This window comes from Pseudonocardia sp. ICBG1142, assembly GCF_020496255.1.
Taxonomy (GTDB): Bacteria; Actinomycetota; Actinomycetes; order Mycobacteriales; family Pseudonocardiaceae; genus Pseudonocardia.
Genome location: NZ_JAHLJC010000030.1, coordinates 1,577,086 through 1,592,568, shown reverse-complemented (window position 1 = coordinate 1,592,568; position 15,483 = coordinate 1,577,086). Strand labels below are relative to the sequence as shown.

Annotated in this window: 10 protein-coding genes; 3 read left to right on the top strand and 7 right to left on the bottom strand. The window is 70.1% G+C overall.

Annotated elements, in window-relative coordinates:
• Window positions 1-36 precede the first annotated feature (36 nt).
• Entirely contained in the window at window positions 37-507 is a 471-nt protein-coding gene (gene rpsG / locus KPL59_RS21835; RefSeq protein ID WP_020622942.1) for a 30S ribosomal protein S7, read from the bottom strand.
• Window positions 507-881 (bottom strand): 30S ribosomal protein S12, encoded by a 375-nt coding sequence (rpsL, locus tag KPL59_RS21830; protein WP_020622943.1) that lies wholly within the window; start codon window positions 879-881, stop codon window positions 507-509. The genes rpsG and rpsL overlap by 1 nt, the downstream gene beginning before the upstream one ends.
• Window positions 882-1,460: 579 nt before the next feature.
• Between rpsL and KPL59_RS21825 the strand changes: the two genes are divergently transcribed.
• Window positions 1,461-2,420 carry an alpha/beta hydrolase gene (locus tag KPL59_RS21825; RefSeq protein ID WP_226361836.1) on the top strand — a complete coding sequence of 320 codons (960 nt, stop codon included), beginning with the start codon at window positions 1,461-1,463 and terminating at the stop codon, window positions 2,418-2,420.
• Window positions 2,421-2,580: 160 nt separating this feature from the next.
• Here KPL59_RS21825 and KPL59_RS21820 read toward each other — a convergent pair whose 3' ends face one another.
• A complete protein-coding gene (locus tag KPL59_RS21820) occupies window positions 2,581-6,492 on the bottom strand; it encodes a DNA-directed RNA polymerase subunit beta' (RefSeq protein ID WP_020622235.1) in 3,912 nt (1,303 codons plus the stop codon).
• 47 nt (window positions 6,493-6,539) lie between these two features.
• A complete protein-coding gene (locus KPL59_RS21815) occupies window positions 6,540-10,049 on the bottom strand; it encodes a DNA-directed RNA polymerase subunit beta (RefSeq protein ID WP_075310144.1) in 3,510 nt (1,169 codons plus the stop codon).
• A 514-nt stretch (window positions 10,050-10,563) separates the two neighbouring features.
• Here KPL59_RS21815 and KPL59_RS21810 point away from each other — a divergent pair.
• Both KPL59_RS21810 and KPL59_RS21805 read left to right on the top strand, forming a co-directional pair.
• Window positions 10,564-11,535, top strand: a complete 972-nt coding sequence (locus KPL59_RS21810; protein ID WP_226361835.1) for a cyclase family protein — start codon at window positions 10,564-10,566, stop codon at window positions 11,533-11,535.
• Complete coding sequence (locus tag KPL59_RS21805) at window positions 11,535-13,202, top strand: AMP-binding protein (RefSeq protein ID WP_226361834.1); 1,668 nt, start codon at window positions 11,535-11,537, stop codon at window positions 13,200-13,202. The genes KPL59_RS21810 and KPL59_RS21805 overlap by 1 nt, the downstream gene beginning before the upstream one ends.
• Window positions 13,203-13,268: 66 nt before the next feature.
• On the opposite strand, the gene rplL is transcribed toward KPL59_RS21805, so the two are convergent.
• The 3 genes from rplL to KPL59_RS21790 form a co-directional block, all read right to left on the bottom strand.
• A complete protein-coding gene (gene rplL, locus KPL59_RS21800) occupies window positions 13,269-13,658 on the bottom strand; it encodes a 50S ribosomal protein L7/L12 (protein ID WP_020622231.1) in 390 nt (129 codons plus the stop codon).
• Window positions 13,659-13,698: 40 nt separating this feature from the next.
• Window positions 13,699-14,265: a 50S ribosomal protein L10 gene (rplJ, locus tag KPL59_RS21795; protein WP_020622230.1), complete on the bottom strand. Its 567-nt coding sequence runs from the start codon at window positions 14,263-14,265 to the stop codon at window positions 13,699-13,701.
• Between the two features lie 321 nt (window positions 14,266-14,586).
• Window positions 14,587-15,408 carry a nuclear transport factor 2 family protein gene (locus KPL59_RS21790; protein ID WP_226361833.1) on the bottom strand — a complete coding sequence of 274 codons (822 nt, stop codon included), beginning with the start codon at window positions 15,406-15,408 and terminating at the stop codon, window positions 14,587-14,589.
• Window positions 15,409-15,483: the final 75 nt, after the last annotated feature.

The window sequence follows — 15,483 nt, the reverse complement described above, 5'->3', positions numbered from 1 at the left end:
CCCTCGATCGCGAGATGGCGCCCGACGGTCGGCCGGTCACCAGCGGTAGTGGGCGAAGGCGCGGTTCGACTCCGCCATCTTGTGCATGTCCTCGCGCCGCTTGACGCTGGCGCCGAGGCCGTTGCTGGCGTCGAGCAGCTCGTTCATGAGGCGCTCGACCATGGTCTTCTCGCGGCGCTGACCGGAGTAGGTGACCAGCCAACGCAGCCCCAGGGTGGTCTGCCGGACGGCACGGACCTCGACGGGGACCTGGTAGGTCGCGCCACCGACGCGGCGGCTGCGGACCTCGAGGGCCGGCTTCACGTTGTCGAGAGCGCGCTTCAGCGTGACGACCGGGTCGGTGCCGGTCTTGTCACGGGTGCCCTCGAGGGCGGCGTAGACGATGCGCTCGGCGAGCGACCGCTTTCCGTCCTTGAGGACCTTGTTCACCAGCTGGGTGACCAGCGGCGAGCCGTAGACCGGGTCCGAGACCAGCGGACGCTTCGGGGCGGGGCCCTTGCGGGGCATCAGCTCTTCTCCTTCTTCGCGCCGTAGCGGCTGCGGGACTGCTTGCGGTTCTTCACGCCCTGGGTGTCCAGCGACCCCCGGATGACCTTGTAGCGCACGCCGGGGAGGTCCTTCACACGACCACCACGCACGAGCACGATGCTGTGCTCCTGCAGGTTGTGGCCCTCACCGGGGATGTACGCGGTGACCTCGATGCCGCTGGACAGGCGCACACGGGCGACCTTGCGCAGGGCCGAGTTCGGCTTCTTGGGCGTGGTGGTGTACACGCGGGTGCAGACCCCGCGGCGCTGGGGGCTTCCCTTCAGCGCGGCGGTCTTGGTCTTGGAGACCTTGTCCTCGCGGCCCTTGCGGACCAGCTGCTGGATCGTGGGCATGAACCGTCTACTTCTTCCCGTCGACGTGGCTCGACTGTCTTGCTCGCCGTGACACTGGTGATCGTGGTTCGGTGTCCCGGACTCCGGGCGCCGGCGTGGCTGCCGGCTCTCACCGGACTCCGCCACCGTCGCGCCGGACCCCGAGGTCGGGCGTGTCGTCCCGGGCACGCTCGGGGCCGGAAGGGCCCCGCGGAGGCTGCCGGGACGTCCGGCGTGCCCTGCTCCGGGGCGCAACCACAGACCTGAGGGTCGGAACCATCGGATCGGTGCACACCACGGGACACGCGGACCTGCCCGACCGGAGCCGAGCACAGAACACGAGAGTACCCGGCCCTCTTCAAGGCGGTCAAAGCGGGTCCGTTCCGGGCGTTCGCCTCGGACCTGCCTTCGGGTCCATCGGGGGCTTCGATGGTCCTCGGATCCCCCGGGATGACACTCCGGAGGAGACCTGTGGTGACCCGACGATGCCGTACGACGCCGCCTCTGGCAAGCGGACTCACCCGCTCGTCGCAGATCGACGGCCGCTCGTCGCGGTCGGATCGGTGGTGGGCGATGACTGTGTCCCAACGGGATCCCGCCGTGTCGATCACGGTGTGGATCACCCTGTGGACGACGGCGACGGAGGGACGGTTACGGTCCGGTATGCACCTGCCGACGGCCGTCAACCGCCTCGCCACGCGAGCACTCATCGCGCCCTTGCTCGGTCCCACACTACCCGTCGCCCTCCGGCGGCGTGGACTCGACCTCGTCGGCGCGTCCCTCCCGCTCCCCCGCGGCACCCGCCGGGGCCTCGGGACGCTCGGCGGGGTGCCCACCGCGGTGGTCGCACCGCCCGGGCCGCTCGCCCCGCACCGGGTGCTCTACCTGCACGGCGGCGGGTACCTGGTGGGGTCGTCGTCGTCGCACCGGCCGCTGCTCGCGGGGCTCGCGCACGCCACCGGGAGCGCCGTCCTCGCACCGCACTACCGGCTCGCGCCGGAGCACCCGTTCCCGGCCGCCCTCGACGACGCGTACGCCGTCTGGACCGCCCTGCGCGCCGCGGGGATCCCGGCTCGGCACATCGCGGTGGCCGGCGACTCGGCGGGCGGCGGGCTGACGATGTCGCTGCTGCTGCGGCTGCGCGCCGCCGGTGAGGACCTCCCGGGCTCGATCGGGCTGATCTCGCCGTGGCTGGACCTGTCCTGCACCGCCGACGCGCTCACCCGCAACGTCGCCTCCGACGCGATGCTGGACCCGTCGTGGCTGCCCGACGCCGTCGCCGACTACGCGGGCCCGCACACCGGGGCCCCCGAGCTCCTGCCGCTGGACGCCGACCTGGCGGGGCTGCCGCCGCTGCACGTCGTCGCCGGCGCCGACGAGATCCTCGTCGACGACGCCGACACCCTCGTCGAGCGTGCCCGCGCGGCCGGGACCCCGGTCACCTACGAGCGCGCACCCGGCATGTGGCACGCCTTCCCGACCCTGGCCGGGCTGCTCGCCGAGGCCGACGCCTCGCTGCGCGCGCTGGGCTCCGCCCTGCGCGCGGACTGCCTGCGCTGAGGCCCGCACCGGGGCACAGGCCCCGGACGCACGAACGGGGCCGGTCACCGCCACGGGAGAGCGGTGTCCGGCCCCGTCCGGGACCTCCTCGGTCACGGTCCGGACCCACCGTCGCGGGTCCGGACCGAGCGGCTACCTCAGCGCTGATGCGCGCTGCGCGCTAGCGGTAGTCGCGACCGAAGTCGTAGTCGTCCAGCGGCACCGCGGCACCGGTGCCCGTGCCGAAGACGTCCGGGCTGTAGTAGCCGTCGTCGTAGCTCGGCAGCGCGTAGGCGGCCGCGCGGGCCTCCTCGGTCGGCTGGACCTGGATGTTGCGGTACCGGTTGATGCCGGTACCGGCCGGGATCAGCTTACCGATGATCACGTTCTCCTTGAGCCCGACGAGCTTGTCGCGCTTTCCGTTGATCGCGGCATCGGTGAGGATGCGGGTGGTCTCCTGGAACGACGCCGCGGACAGCCACGACTCCGTCGCCAGCGAGGCCTTGGTGATCCCCATCAGGACCGGACGGCCCGACGCCGGCTCCAGCCCCTCGGCGACGACCCGGCGGTTCTCGGACTCGAACTCGCCCCGCTCGGCCAGTGCGCCGGGCAGGAACTCGGTCGCACCCGAGTCGATGATCGTGACCCGGCGCAGCATCTGCCGGACGATGACCTCGATGTGCTTGTCGTGGATGTCCACGCTCTGCGTGCGGTACACCTTCTGCACCTCACGCACGAGGTGCAGCTGCACCTCACGCGGGCCCATGACACGCAGCACCTCGTGCGGGTCCGCCATGCCCTCGAGGAGCAGCTGGCCGACCGTCACGTGGTCGCCGTCCGCGAGCGGACGCTCGGTGCCGTCGACGGTGGTCATCCCGAGCCACTGCCGCTTGGACAGCTTCTCGTAGACGATCTCCTCGCCGCCGTCGTCCGGGATCAGCGTGATCTTCCAGAACCGGTCGCCGTCCTCGATGCGGATGCGGCCGTCGACGTCGGCGATCGGCGCCTTGCCGCGCGGGACCCGGGCCTCGAACAGCTCGGTGACACGCGGCAGACCGGTCGTGATGTCGTCGCCCGCGACGCCACCCTGCTTGAACGTACGCATCGTCAGCTGGGTGCCGGGCTCACCGATGGACTGCGCGGCGACGATGCCGACGGCCTCGCCGACGTCCACCAGCTTGCCGGTGGCCATCGAGCGGCCGTAGCACATCGCGCAGATACCGGTGGCCGAGGCGCAGGTCAGCGCGGACCGGACCCGGACCGTCTTGACACCGGCCGCCACGAGCGCGTCGAGCACGGTGTCGCCGAGGTCGTCGCCCTTGCGGACGAGCACCGTGCCGTCCGGTCCGGTGATCTCCTCGCCGGAGGTCCGGGCGTACACCGAGGTGCGCAGGTAACGGTGCGGGATGAACCGACCGTCGCTCGTCTCCTCGGTGACCGCCATCGGGATGGCGCGCTCGGTGCCGCAGTCGACCTCGCGGACGATGACGTCCTGCGACACGTCGACCAGACGACGGGTCAGGTACCCGGAGTCCGCGGTCCGCAGCGCGGTGTCCGCCAGACCCTTACGGGTGCCGTGCGTGGAGATGAAGTACTCCAGCACCGACAGACCCTCGCGGTACGAGGCCTTGATCGGACGCGGGATGAACTCGCCCTTGGGGTTCGCGACCAGACCCTTCATACCCGCCAGCTGGCGGATCTGGGTCATGTTGCCCGCGGCCCCGGACTGCACGATCGTCGGGATCGGGTTGTCCTCGGGGAAGTTCTGCTCCATCGCCTTGGCGACCTCCTCGGTCGCCCGGCTCCAGATCTTGACCATCTCGTCGTTGCGCTCCTGGTGCGACAGGGCACCACGCTGGTAGCGCTTGTTGATCTGGTCGGCCTTCGCCTCGTACTCCTCGAGGATGCCCGCCTTGGCCGGCGGGACCAGCACGTCCGCGATCGAGATCGTGACGCCGGAGCGCGTGGCCCAGTAGAAGCCCGCGTCCTTCAGCCGGTCCAGGACCTGCGCGACCTCGGTCATCGAGTAGCGCTCGGCCAGCTCGTTGACGATCGTGGCCTGACGCTTCTTCGGCAGCGGCTCGTTGACGAACGGGTAGTCCGCCGGCAGGAGCTCGTTGAACAGCACCCGCCCGAGCGTGGTCTCCGCGGTCCAGACGCCGTCCTCGGTCACGGTCTCGGCCGCGGCGCCCGGGGTCGGCGTGACGTGCGGGAGCCGGATCTTGATCGGCGCCTGCAGGTGGAGGACCTTGCGGTCGTAGGCCATGATCGCCTCGGCCGCGGAGCCGTAGTGGTTCCCGGCGCCGTGGGCGTCCTCGCGGAGACGGGTCAGGTGGTACAGACCCGTGACCATGTCCAGACGCGGCATCGCCAGCGGGCGACCCGACGCCGGGGACAGGATGTTGTTCGACGACAGCATCAGGACCCGGGCCTCGGACTGCGCCTCGGCCGACAGCGGCAGGTGCACCGCCATCTGGTCACCGTCGAAGTCCGCGTTGAACGCCTCGCAGACCAGCGGGTGCAGCTGGATGGCCTTGCCCTCCACCAGCTGCGGCTCGAAGGCCTGGATGCCGAGACGGTGCAGCGTGGGCGCACGGTTCAGCAGCACGGGGTGCTCGGAGATGACCTCCTCGAGCACGTCCCACACCTGCGAGCGGCCGCGCTCGACCATCCGCTTGGCCGACTTGATGTTCTGCGCGTGGTTGAGGTCCACCAGGCGCTTCATCACGAACGGCTTGAACAGCTCCAGCGCCATCTGCTTGGGCAGACCGCACTGGTGCAGCTTCAGCTGCGGGCCGACGACGATGACCGAACGGCCCGAGTAGTCGACGCGCTTGCCGAGCAGGTTCTGGCGGAACCGGCCCTGCTTGCCCTTGAGCAGGTCGGACAGCGACTTGAGCGGGCGGTTGCCCGGCCCGGTCACCGGCCGGCCGCGACGGCCGTTGTCGAACAGCGCGTCGACGGACTCCTGGAGCATCCGCTTCTCGTTGTTGACGATGATCTCGGGCGCGCCGAGGTCGATCAGTCGCTTGAGGCGGTTGTTCCGGTTGATGACCCGGCGGTACAGGTCGTTCAGGTCCGAGGTCGCGAAGCGGCCACCGTCGAGCTGCACCATCGGGCGCAGGTCCGGCGGGATGACCGGGACGCAGTCGAGCACCATGCCCATCGGCGAGTTGCCGGTGGTCTGGAACGCCGCGACGACCTTGAGGCGCTTGAGCGCACGCAGCTTCTTCTGGCCCTTGCCGGACCGGATGATCTCGCGCAGCTTCTCGGCCTCGGCCGGGATGTCGAAGTTCTCCAGCAGCTTCTGGATCGCCTCGGCACCCATGGCACCGGTGAAGTAGTCGCCGTAGCGGTCGTAGAGCTCGCGGTAGATGGACTCGTCCGCGATGAGCTGCTGGACGTCGAGCTTGGTGAACGTCGTCCAGATCTCGTCGAGCCGGTCCAGCTCGCGCTGGGCGCGGTCGCGCAGCTGGCGCATCTCGCGCTCGCCGCCGTCCTTGACCTTGCGGCGGACGTCGCCCTTGGCACCCTCGGCCTCGAGCTCGGCGAGGTCCTGCTCGAGCTTCTGGGCGCGGGCCTCGAGGTCGGCGTCGCGGGTCTGCTCGACCCGGCGGCGCTCCACGCTCATCTCGTTCTCGAGCGTGGACATGTCGTTGTGCCGCAGCTCGGTGTTCACCGAGGTGATCACGTACGCCGCGAAGTAGATGATCTTCTCGAGGTCCTTGGGAGCCAGGTCGAGCAGGTAGCCCAGCCGGCTCGGGACGCCCTTGAAGTACCAGATGTGCGTGACCGGGGCGGCCAGCTCGATGTGGCCCATCCGCTCACGACGCACCTTGGCGCGCGTGACCTCCACGCCGCAGCGCTCGCAGATGATGCCCTTGAACCGGACGCGCTTGTACTTGCCGCAGTAGCACTCCCAGTCCCGGGTCGGACCGAAGATCTTCTCGCAGAAGAGCCCGTCCTTCTCCGGCTTCAGGGTGCGGTAGTTGATGGTCTCGGGCTTCTTGACCTCACCGTGCGACCACTGGCGGATGCCCTCGGCGGTGGCCAGGCCGATGCGCAGTTCGTCGAAGAAGTTGACGTCGAGCACGTATGTCCTCTGTTTCTTCGTTTAAAGGGCGGCTGGTCGGACGGGGGTCAGTTGACGACGTCGTCGACGGTCATCGACTCCGAGCCCGGGCGGCTGGACAGGTTGATGCCCAGGTTCGCCGCGGCACGCTCGAGGTCTTCGTCGTCGGCGTCCCGCATCTCGATCGCCGCACCGTCGCTGGAGAGCACCTCGACGTTCAGGCAGAGCGACTGCAGCTCCTTGAGGAGCACCTTGAACGACTCGGGGATCCCCGGCTCCGGGATGTTCTCGCCCTTGACGATCGCCTCGTAGACCTTCACGCGGCCCACGACGTCGTCGGACTTGATCGTCAGCAGCTCCTGCAGGGTGTAGGCCGCGCCGTACGCCTGCATCGCCCAGCACTCCATCTCACCGAAGCGCTGGCCACCGAACTGCGCCTTACCGCCCAGCGGCTGCTGGGTGATCATCGAGTAGGGGCCGGTCGACCGGGCGTGGATCTTGTCGTCCACCAGGTGGGCCAGCTTCAGGATGTACATGTAGCCGACCGCGACCGGGAACGGGTACGGCTCACCGGAGCGGCCGTCGAGCAGCTGCGCCTTGCCGTCCGGACCGACCATCCGCTCGCCGTCCCGGTTGGGGCGGGTCGAGCCGAGCAGACCCGTGATCTCGTGCTCGCGCGCACCGTCGAACACCGGCGTCGCGGTGTTCGTGTCGGCGGGCACCGAGTAGAGCTCCTCGGGCATCTGCGCCGCCCACTCGGGCTTGCCCTCGATCTCCCAGCCGGACTTGGCGATCCACCCGAGGTGGGTCTCCAGGATCTGGCCGATGTTCATACGACGCGGCACACCGTGGGTGTTCAGGATGATGTCGACCGGCGTGCCGTCCGGGAGGAACGGCATGTCCTCCTGCGGGAGGATCTTGCCGATGACGCCCTTGTTGCCGTGCCGGCCGGCGAGCTTGTCGCCGTCGGAGATCTTGCGCTTCTGGGCCACGTAGACGCGGACCAGCTCGTTGACGCCCGGGGCCAGCTCGTCGTCGTCGTCGCGGGAGAAGACCCGGATGCCGATGACCTTGCCGTTCTCGCCGTGCGGGACCTTCAGCGAGGTGTCGCGGACCTCGCGCGCCTTCTCACCGAAGATCGCGCGGAGCAGGCGCTCCTCCGGGGTCAGCTCGGTCTCGCCCTTGGGCGTGACCTTGCCGACCAGGATGTCGCCGGGCTGGACCTCGGCGCCGATCCGGATGATGCCGCGCTCGTCGAGGTCGGCCAGCACGTCCTCGGAGACGTTCGGGATGTCCCGGGTGATCTCCTCGGCGCCCAGCTTCGTGTCGCGCGCGTCGATCTCGTGCTCCTCGATGTGGATCGAGGTGAGCACGTCGTCCTGCACGAGGCGCTGCGACAGGATGATCGCGTCCTCGTAGTTGTGGCCCTCCCACGGCATGATCGCCACGAGCAGGTTCTTGCCCAGCGCCATCTCACCGTTCTCGGTGCAGGGACCGTCGGCGAGCACCTGGCCCACCTCGACCCGCTGCCCCTCGTCGACGATGGGCTTCTGGTTGTTGCAGGTGCCCTGGTTCGAGCGGCGGAACTTGTTCAGACGGTAGGTCTGACGCTGGCCCTCGTCGTCCATGACGGTGATGTAGTCGGCGCACAGCTCCTCGACGACACCGGCGGACTCGGCGGTGACGACGTCACCGGCGTCGACGGCGGCACGCAGCTCCATGCCGGTACCGACCAGCGGCGACTCCGAGCGCAGCAGCGGCACGGACTGGCGCTGCATGTTCGCGCCCATCAGCGCGCGGTTCGCGTCGTCGTGCTCGAGGAACGGGATCATCGCCGTCGCGACCGACACCATCTGGCGCGGCGAGACGTCGATGTACTCCACGCCCGAGGGCGAGATCAGGTCGACCTCGCCGCCCTTGCGGCGGACCAGCACGCGCTCGTCGGCGAAGGAACCGTCCTCGTTGAGCTGGGCGTTCGCCTGGGCGACGACGAAGCGGTCCTCCTCGTCGGCGGTCAGGTAGTCGATCTGCGAGGTGACGACACCGTCGACGACCTTGCGGTACGGCGTCTCGATGAAGCCGAACGGGTTGACCCGCGCGAAGGAGGCCAGCGAGCCGATCAGACCGATGTTCGGACCCTCGGGGGTCTCGATCGGGCACATGCGGCCGTAGTGCGACGGGTGGACGTCGCGGACCTCCATGCCGGCGCGCTCACGGGACAGACCGCCCGGGCCAAGCGCCGACAGACGACGCTTGTGGGTCAGTCCGGCCAGTGGGTTGTGCTGGTCCATGAACTGTGACAGCTGCGAGGTGCCGAAGAACTCCCGGATCGCGGCCGTGATCGGCCGGGTGTTGATCAGGGTCTGCGGCGTGATGGCCTCGACGTCCTGGGTGGTCATCCGCTCGCGGACGACCCGCTCGGTGCGGGACAGACCGACCCGGACCTGGTTCTGGATCAGCTCGCCGACGGTGCGCAGGCGCCGGTTGCCGAAGTGGTCGATGTCGTCGGTCTCGACCGGGATCTCCCGCGCGGAGTCACCGGAACCCACGGTCATCGTGGTCTCGCCGGCGTGCAGCCGGACGAGGTACTCGATGGTGGTGGCGACATCCTCCTCGGTCAGCGTGCCGACCGAGTTGTCGATGTCGAGACCGAGCTTCTTGTTGGCCTTGTAGCGACCGACCTTGGCCATGTCGTAGCGCTTGTCCTTGAAGAACAGGTTCTCCAGGAGCGCCTGGGCCGACTCGCGCGTCGGCGGCTCGCCGGGGCGCAGCTTGCGGTAGATGTCGAGCAGCGCCTCGTCCTGGCCCGCGGTGTTGTCCTTCTCGAGCGTCGTCATGATCGTCTCGGAGAACCCGAAACGCTCACCGATCTGCTCGGCGGTCCAGCCCAGGGCCTTCAGCAGCACGGTGACCGGCTGGCGGCGCTTGCGGTCGATACGGACACCGACGGTGTCGCGCTTGTCGACGTCGAACTCCAGCCACGCGCCCCGGCTCGGGATGATCTTGACCGAGTAGACGTCCTTCTCGGTCGTCTTGTCGATCGCGTGGTCGAAGTAGACACCCGGCGAACGGACGAGCTGCGACACGACGACGCGCTCGGTGCCGTTGATGATGAACGTGCCCTTGTCGGTCATCACGGGGAACTCGCCCATGAAGACCGTCTGGGACTTGATCTCACCGGTGGTGTTGTTGGTGAACTCCGCCGTCACGAACAGCGGGGCACCGTAGGTCATGTCCTTGTCCCGGCACTCCTCGACGGAGGCCTTGACCTCGTCGAAGCGAGGGTCGGAGAAGGACAGCGACATCGACCCGGAGAAGTCCTCGATCGGCGAGATCTCGGTGAGGATCTCCTCCAGACCGCTCACCGGAAGCTCGTCACCGGCCTCGATCCGGCGCTGGAACCAGGCCTCGCTGCCGACCAGCCACTCGTAGGACTGGATCTGCAGGTCGAGAAGATCGGGGACCTCCAACGGCTGGGCGATCTTCGCGAAGGTGACCCGGGTGGGTGCGCCGGGGTAGTTCGGGTTCGCCGAAGCGGAGAGGGTCGAGGTGGTCGCGGCGGCGCGGGAGACAGCCAAGATGCGTCCTTCCGAGAACTGCGCTTCTCGTCTGGCGTGCGCCGGTGGCGGGCGCTACCGTCTCCCTCGATCCGATCGGGGTCCCCCCGGATCGCGAGCCGGTAGCCGGCCACGTCGCACGCCGTCTGTTGTCGGGCACTGACGGACGACCGAACCCCCGTACCCATGTCCGCCGAACCCTCTCCGGCGGCCGACGGATCGGTCCGGAAGTCTTCCCCGGTCATGAGCGCGTGAGCCTGGACGCAGACAGCGCAAAGAATGACTATAGACGCTGCGAGCGCAGCTGTCGAGACAGGTCGCCGATTCCAGCATGCAGGCAACCACCGTTGCCCAAGGGTGACCTGCACGCCGCACCGAGTCAAGTCCCACTTCGTCGACGAGCGGTCACCCTGCCGGGACGACCGGTCCACCGACGACCGTTCAGGTCGATCCGCGTGACGGTTGACACGGTGTCGTCGGGACGCCAACGATCGGTCACAGGTCGGTGACGGCCGACGGCGACGAAAGGACGACGATGTCCGACAGCACTCCTCCCATGCGCGAGGTCCTCGGCGACGACGCCCCCAGCAACTGGGGCAAGTGGGGTCCCGACGACGAGCTCGGCTGCCTGAACTACCTGGACGCGGGCGAGGTCCTCCGCGGCGTGCGGCACGTCCGCTCGGGCGAGGTGTTCACCCTGCAGATCCACATGGGACGCACCGAGTCGCCGGGCGACCCGCTGTGGCCGGGCCGCGAGGGCATCAAGCGGCAGAACGTCATGGACGAGGCCACCTGGGACTCGGCCGACGCGCCGCAGTTCCCCGGCGGGCTGCACTACGCCGACGACACCGCGCTCATCTTCCTGCAGGGCTCCACGCAGTACGACGCGCTCGGCCACGTCTGGTACGACGGCAAGCTCTGGAACGGCTACGACGCGCGCTCCACCGTCGAGGCGATGGACCGGGCGTCGGTGCTGCCCATCGCGGAGAAGGGCGTCGTCGGGCGGGGGGTGCTCATCGACATGGCCCGGCACCGCGGCAAGGAGTGGCTGGACAAGGGCGAGACCTTCGACCACACCGACCTCGAGGCCGCGGCACGGGCGCAGGGCGTCACGATCGAGCCGCACGACGTGCTCGTCATCCGCACCGGATGGATGAAGTACTGGTACGAGCTGAACGACCCGGCGACCTTCTACACCGACTTCACCGAGCCGGGGCTCACCTACTCGCGCGAGCTCGTGGAGTGGTTCCAGCGCAAGGAGATCCCGAACCTCGTCACCGACACCATCGCCAACGAGGTGACCAGCGAGCCGCACACCGGCGTCGCGCTCCCGCTGCACTGCGCGCTGATGCGCAATCTCGGCGTCGCCCTCACCGAGATCGCCTGGCTCGACGACCTCGCCGACGCCTGCGCCGCCGACGGCCGGTGGAGCTTCCTCTACGCCGCCGCCCCGCTGAAGGTCGTCAACGGCACGGGGGCACCGGTCAACCCGATCGTGATCCGCTGATGTCCTACGCCGACCGCCCCTGGCTGGCCCGCTACGCCGAGGGCATGCCGCACGACATCACCCCGGACCACACCGACGCGCTGTCGATGTTCCGTGCCGCGGTGGCGCGCAACCCCGACGGCGACGCGCTGCGCTACTTCGACGGCGCGCTCACCTACCGCGAGCTCGACGAGCTCAGCGACGCCTTCGCCGCCGGGCTGCTCGCCGGCGGGTTCACCGCGGGCGAGCGGGTGGCGATGTACCTGCAGAACGTGCCGCAGTTCGTCCTGGGCCTGGTCGGCACCTGGAAGGCGGGCGGGATCGCGGTGTCGATCAACCCGATGAACCGCGAACGCGAGCTGGAGCTGCTGCTGCGCGACTCCGGGTCGTCGGTGCTGGTCTGTCTGGAGTCGCTCTACGACGGCGTCGCGCGGACCGTGCTGGCCGGGCTGCCCGGCGTGCGCACCGTGCTCACCACCTCCGAGCGCGAGTTCCAGACCCGCGACGACCCTCGGGCGCTGCCCGCCGCCGCGCGTCCGGACCTGTCCGGCGACGACGTCACCGACCTCGGCGCGTTCCTGGACGCGCACCGGGGCACCGCTCCCCCGCCGGTGTCGTTCAGCGCCGGGGACACCGCGTTCCTCACCTACACCTCGGGGACCACCGGGCCGCCCAAGGGCGCGATGAACACCCATGGCAACGTCGTCTTCACCAGCCAGGCCTACGCCACCTGGTGCGGCCTCGGCGACGACGAGGTCGTCCTCGGCATCGCCCCGCTGTTCCACATCACCGGGCTGATCGCGCACGTCACGGTGGCCCAGTACCTCGCGGCACCGCTCGTGCTGTTCCACCGGTTCGAGCCCTCGCTCGGCGTCGACCTGATCCGCGAGCAGCGTCCGACCTTCACCGTCGGGGCGATCACGGTGTTCATCGCGCTGATGAACGCCCCGAACGCCGACCGGGAGGCGCTCGCGTCGCTGCGCACGATCTGCTCGGGCGGGGCGCCGATCCCGCCGTCGACGGTCACCGCGTTCCACGAGGCGTTCGGGCTGTGGATCCACAACATCTACGGGCTGACCGAGACCACCTCGCCGTCGCACGCCACGCCGATCGGCACCCAGGGGCCGGTGGACTCCGCGTCCGGGGCGCTGTCGGTCGGTGTCCCGATCTACGGCACCGTGGTCCGCATCCTCGACGACGACGGCGCGGAGCTCCCGCCCGGCGAGATCGGGGAGATCTGCACGTCCGGGCCGCAGGTCGTCGCGGGCTACTGGAACAAGCCCGAGGAGACGGCGGGGGCGATCCCGGGTGGAGAGCTCCGTACCGGGGACGTCGGCTACATGGACGCCGACGGCTGGTTCTACATCGTCGACCGGAAGAAGGACCAGATCAACGCGGGCGGCTACAAGGTCTGGCCGCGCGAGGTGGAGGACGTCCTCTACGAGCACCCCGCCGTGCGGGAGGCCGCGGTGGTCGGCGTCGCCGACGAGTACCGGGGCGAGACGGTGAAGGCCTTCGTGTCCCTGCGGGCGGGTGCCTCGGTCACCCCGGAGGAGCTGATCTCCTTCACCAGGGAGCGGATGGCGGCCTACAAGTACCCGCGGCAGGTGGAGCTGCTCGACGAGGTGCCCAAGACCGTCACGGGCAAGGTGCTGCGTCGCGAGCTGCGGGCCCGCGAACGGACCTGACCGCCGGAACGACGACGGGGCGCCGACCCGGTGGGTCGGCGCCCCGTCGTGCGAGCGGTGCTCAGGTCACTTGAGCGAGACCTTGGCGCCGGCCTCCTCGAGCTTCGTCTTGGCGGCCTCGGCGGCCTCCTTGGCGACACCCTCGAGCAGCGGCTTCGGCGCGGACTCGACGAGGTCCTTCGCCTCCTTCAGGCCCAGGCCCGAGACGACCTCGCGGACGACCTTGATGACCTGGATCTTCTTGTCACCGGCGGCCTCGAGGACGACGTCGAACTCGTCCTTCTCCTCCTCGGCGGGGGCGGCACCGGCGGCGGGGGCACCCGCGGCGGCGACGGCGACCGGGGCGGCCGCGGTGACCTCGAAGGTGTCCTCGAACTTCTTCACGAAGTCCGAGAGCTCCAACAGGGTGAGCTCCTTGAAGGCGTCGAGCAGCTCGTCGGTGGACAGCTTCGCCATGGTGGCGGTCCTTTCTACGAAAGACAGATGGGGGTGGTGGTCAGCTCTCGGCGGAGTCGCCGTCGGCCTCGGCCGGAGCGGCGGACTCGCCGGACTCGGCCTTCTTGTCGGCCAGCGCCTGCGCGAGGCGGGCGACCTGCGAGGCCGGGGCGTTGAACAGCCCGGCGGCCTTCGACAGGTTGGCCTTCATCGCGCCGGCCAGCTTGGCCAGCAGGACCTCACGGGTCTCGAGGTCCGCCAGCTGCTCGACCTCGGCGGTGGACAGGGCGCGCCCGTCCATGTACCCGCCCTTGATCGTCAGACCGGGGTTGTCCTTCGCGAACTGCTTGATCGCCTTCGCGGCCTCGACGGGCTCACCCTTGATGAAGGTGATGGCCGTCGGGCCGGCGAGCAGGTCGTCCAGGCCCTGGACCCCGGCCTCCGCCGCCGCGCGCTTGACCAGGGTGTTCTTCGCGACGCGGAAGTTCGCGTCCGAACCCAGGTCCCGGCGCAGCTGGGTCAGCTTGGCGACGCTGAGCCCGCGGTACTCGGTCACGACCGAGGCGTCCGACTCGCGGAAGCGGTTGGTGATCTCCTCGACCGCTGCGACCTTCTCAGGTGCTGCCATCGCTGCCCTCCTCTCGGGGGTCGGTCTCGTGCACGTGGGACGTGCTTGGGGGTGCCACCGACGCAGTTCCCACTCCGACCCCGGAGACGACGAACGCCCCGTGCGCAGCAGCACGGGGCGTCGGAAGTTCGTGGGGCGCCCGCGCGCCCGGTGTCGCCTCGTCCTCCTGCGCGGGCCGTCCGGCTGTTCCCGGAACCTTCGTGCACCCGGAACCCGGGCGCGGACCTGCGGTCTTCGGTGGATCGTGGACCACCATACGCCGGTGCCCCGCACCCCCGTCGACCGGGGGTACGGGGCACCGTGGCGGGCGCGTGGGCCGGGTCAGGCCGGCGTCATCGCGGAGATCTTCCAGCGGCCGTCGACGAACTGGGCGTCGACCCGCAGCCGGGCCGCCGCGGCCCCCTCCTGCGGGGCACCGCCGTCGGCCTGGCGCCGGATGACCTGGTTGACGAAGGCGTAGACGGTCGCGCGGTCCCCGTCGATGCTGGCCACGGCGAGCTTCGGGATCGTCGCGGTGACCACGGCCTTCTGCTGCGGGGCGAGGTCCTTCACGCTGCCGAAGATCTTGTCGAACTCCGGCTGGAAGCCCGGGGTGATGACGGCGCGGGCATCGCCCTCGGCCTGCTGGAGGCGGGCGTAGTCGAACGAGTAGACCTTCGTGATCGCCTCGCCGACCTGCTCGCTGACCTGCGTGGTGGTGCCGACGTCGCTCAGCGCGGTGTTGGCCGCCGAGCCGGTGAAGGTCGTGCGGTACCACTCGGCGCCGAAGAACGCGGCGGCCGCGACGAGCAGCACCGTGACGGCGAGCAGCAGCCCGGTCGCGCGCCGGGTCGTCGGGGCGGACAGCAACGACCGGCGGCGCGGGGTGCCGTCGGCGTCGGCCGCACCGGCATCGTCCGCGTCGCCGGCGTCGGCCGGGTCGGAGGCGTCGGTCGTGCCGGGGGTGTCGGAGGCGTCGGTGCGCCCGGCGTCGCCGGAGCGGACCGGGGTGGCGGACGGGACCGCGGCACCGGAGCGCTCGTCGAGGGCGACACCGCCGGTGCCGGTCTCCTCCTCGTCGGGCTCGTCGGTGCGGGTGCGCGGGCGGCCCGCGACCTGGGGCCTGCGGATGCCGCCCGCGGGGCGGCGGCGGGGGGTGGACATGCGGTGACCTCCTGGGGTGGTCGACCTGGGTGCGGGGCGGCGCGGGGCACCGCCGGGGGCCGGGGGTCGGGCCGG

Excerpts from the sequence above, each read along its gene's own strand:
- rpsG (WP_020622942.1), bottom strand. The coding sequence starts at position 507 with ATGCCCCGCAAGGGCCCCGCCCCGAAGCGTCCGCTGGTCTCGGACCCG.
- rpsL (WP_020622943.1), bottom strand. The coding sequence starts at position 881 with ATGCCCACGATCCAGCAGCTGGTCCGCAAGGGCCGCGAGGACAAGGTC.
- KPL59_RS21810 (WP_226361835.1), top strand. The coding sequence starts at position 10,564 with ATGTCCGACAGCACTCCTCCCATGCGCGAGGTCCTCGGCGACGACGCC.
- KPL59_RS21805 (WP_226361834.1), top strand. The coding sequence starts at position 11,535 with ATGTCCTACGCCGACCGCCCCTGGCTGGCCCGCTACGCCGAGGGCATG.
- rplL (WP_020622231.1), bottom strand. The coding sequence starts at position 13,658 with ATGGCGAAGCTGTCCACCGACGAGCTGCTCGACGCCTTCAAGGAGCTC.
- rplJ (WP_020622230.1), bottom strand. The coding sequence starts at position 14,265 with ATGGCAGCACCTGAGAAGGTCGCAGCGGTCGAGGAGATCACCAACCGC.
- KPL59_RS21790 (WP_226361833.1), bottom strand. The coding sequence starts at position 15,408 with ATGTCCACCCCCCGCCGCCGCCCCGCGGGCGGCATCCGCAGGCCCCAG.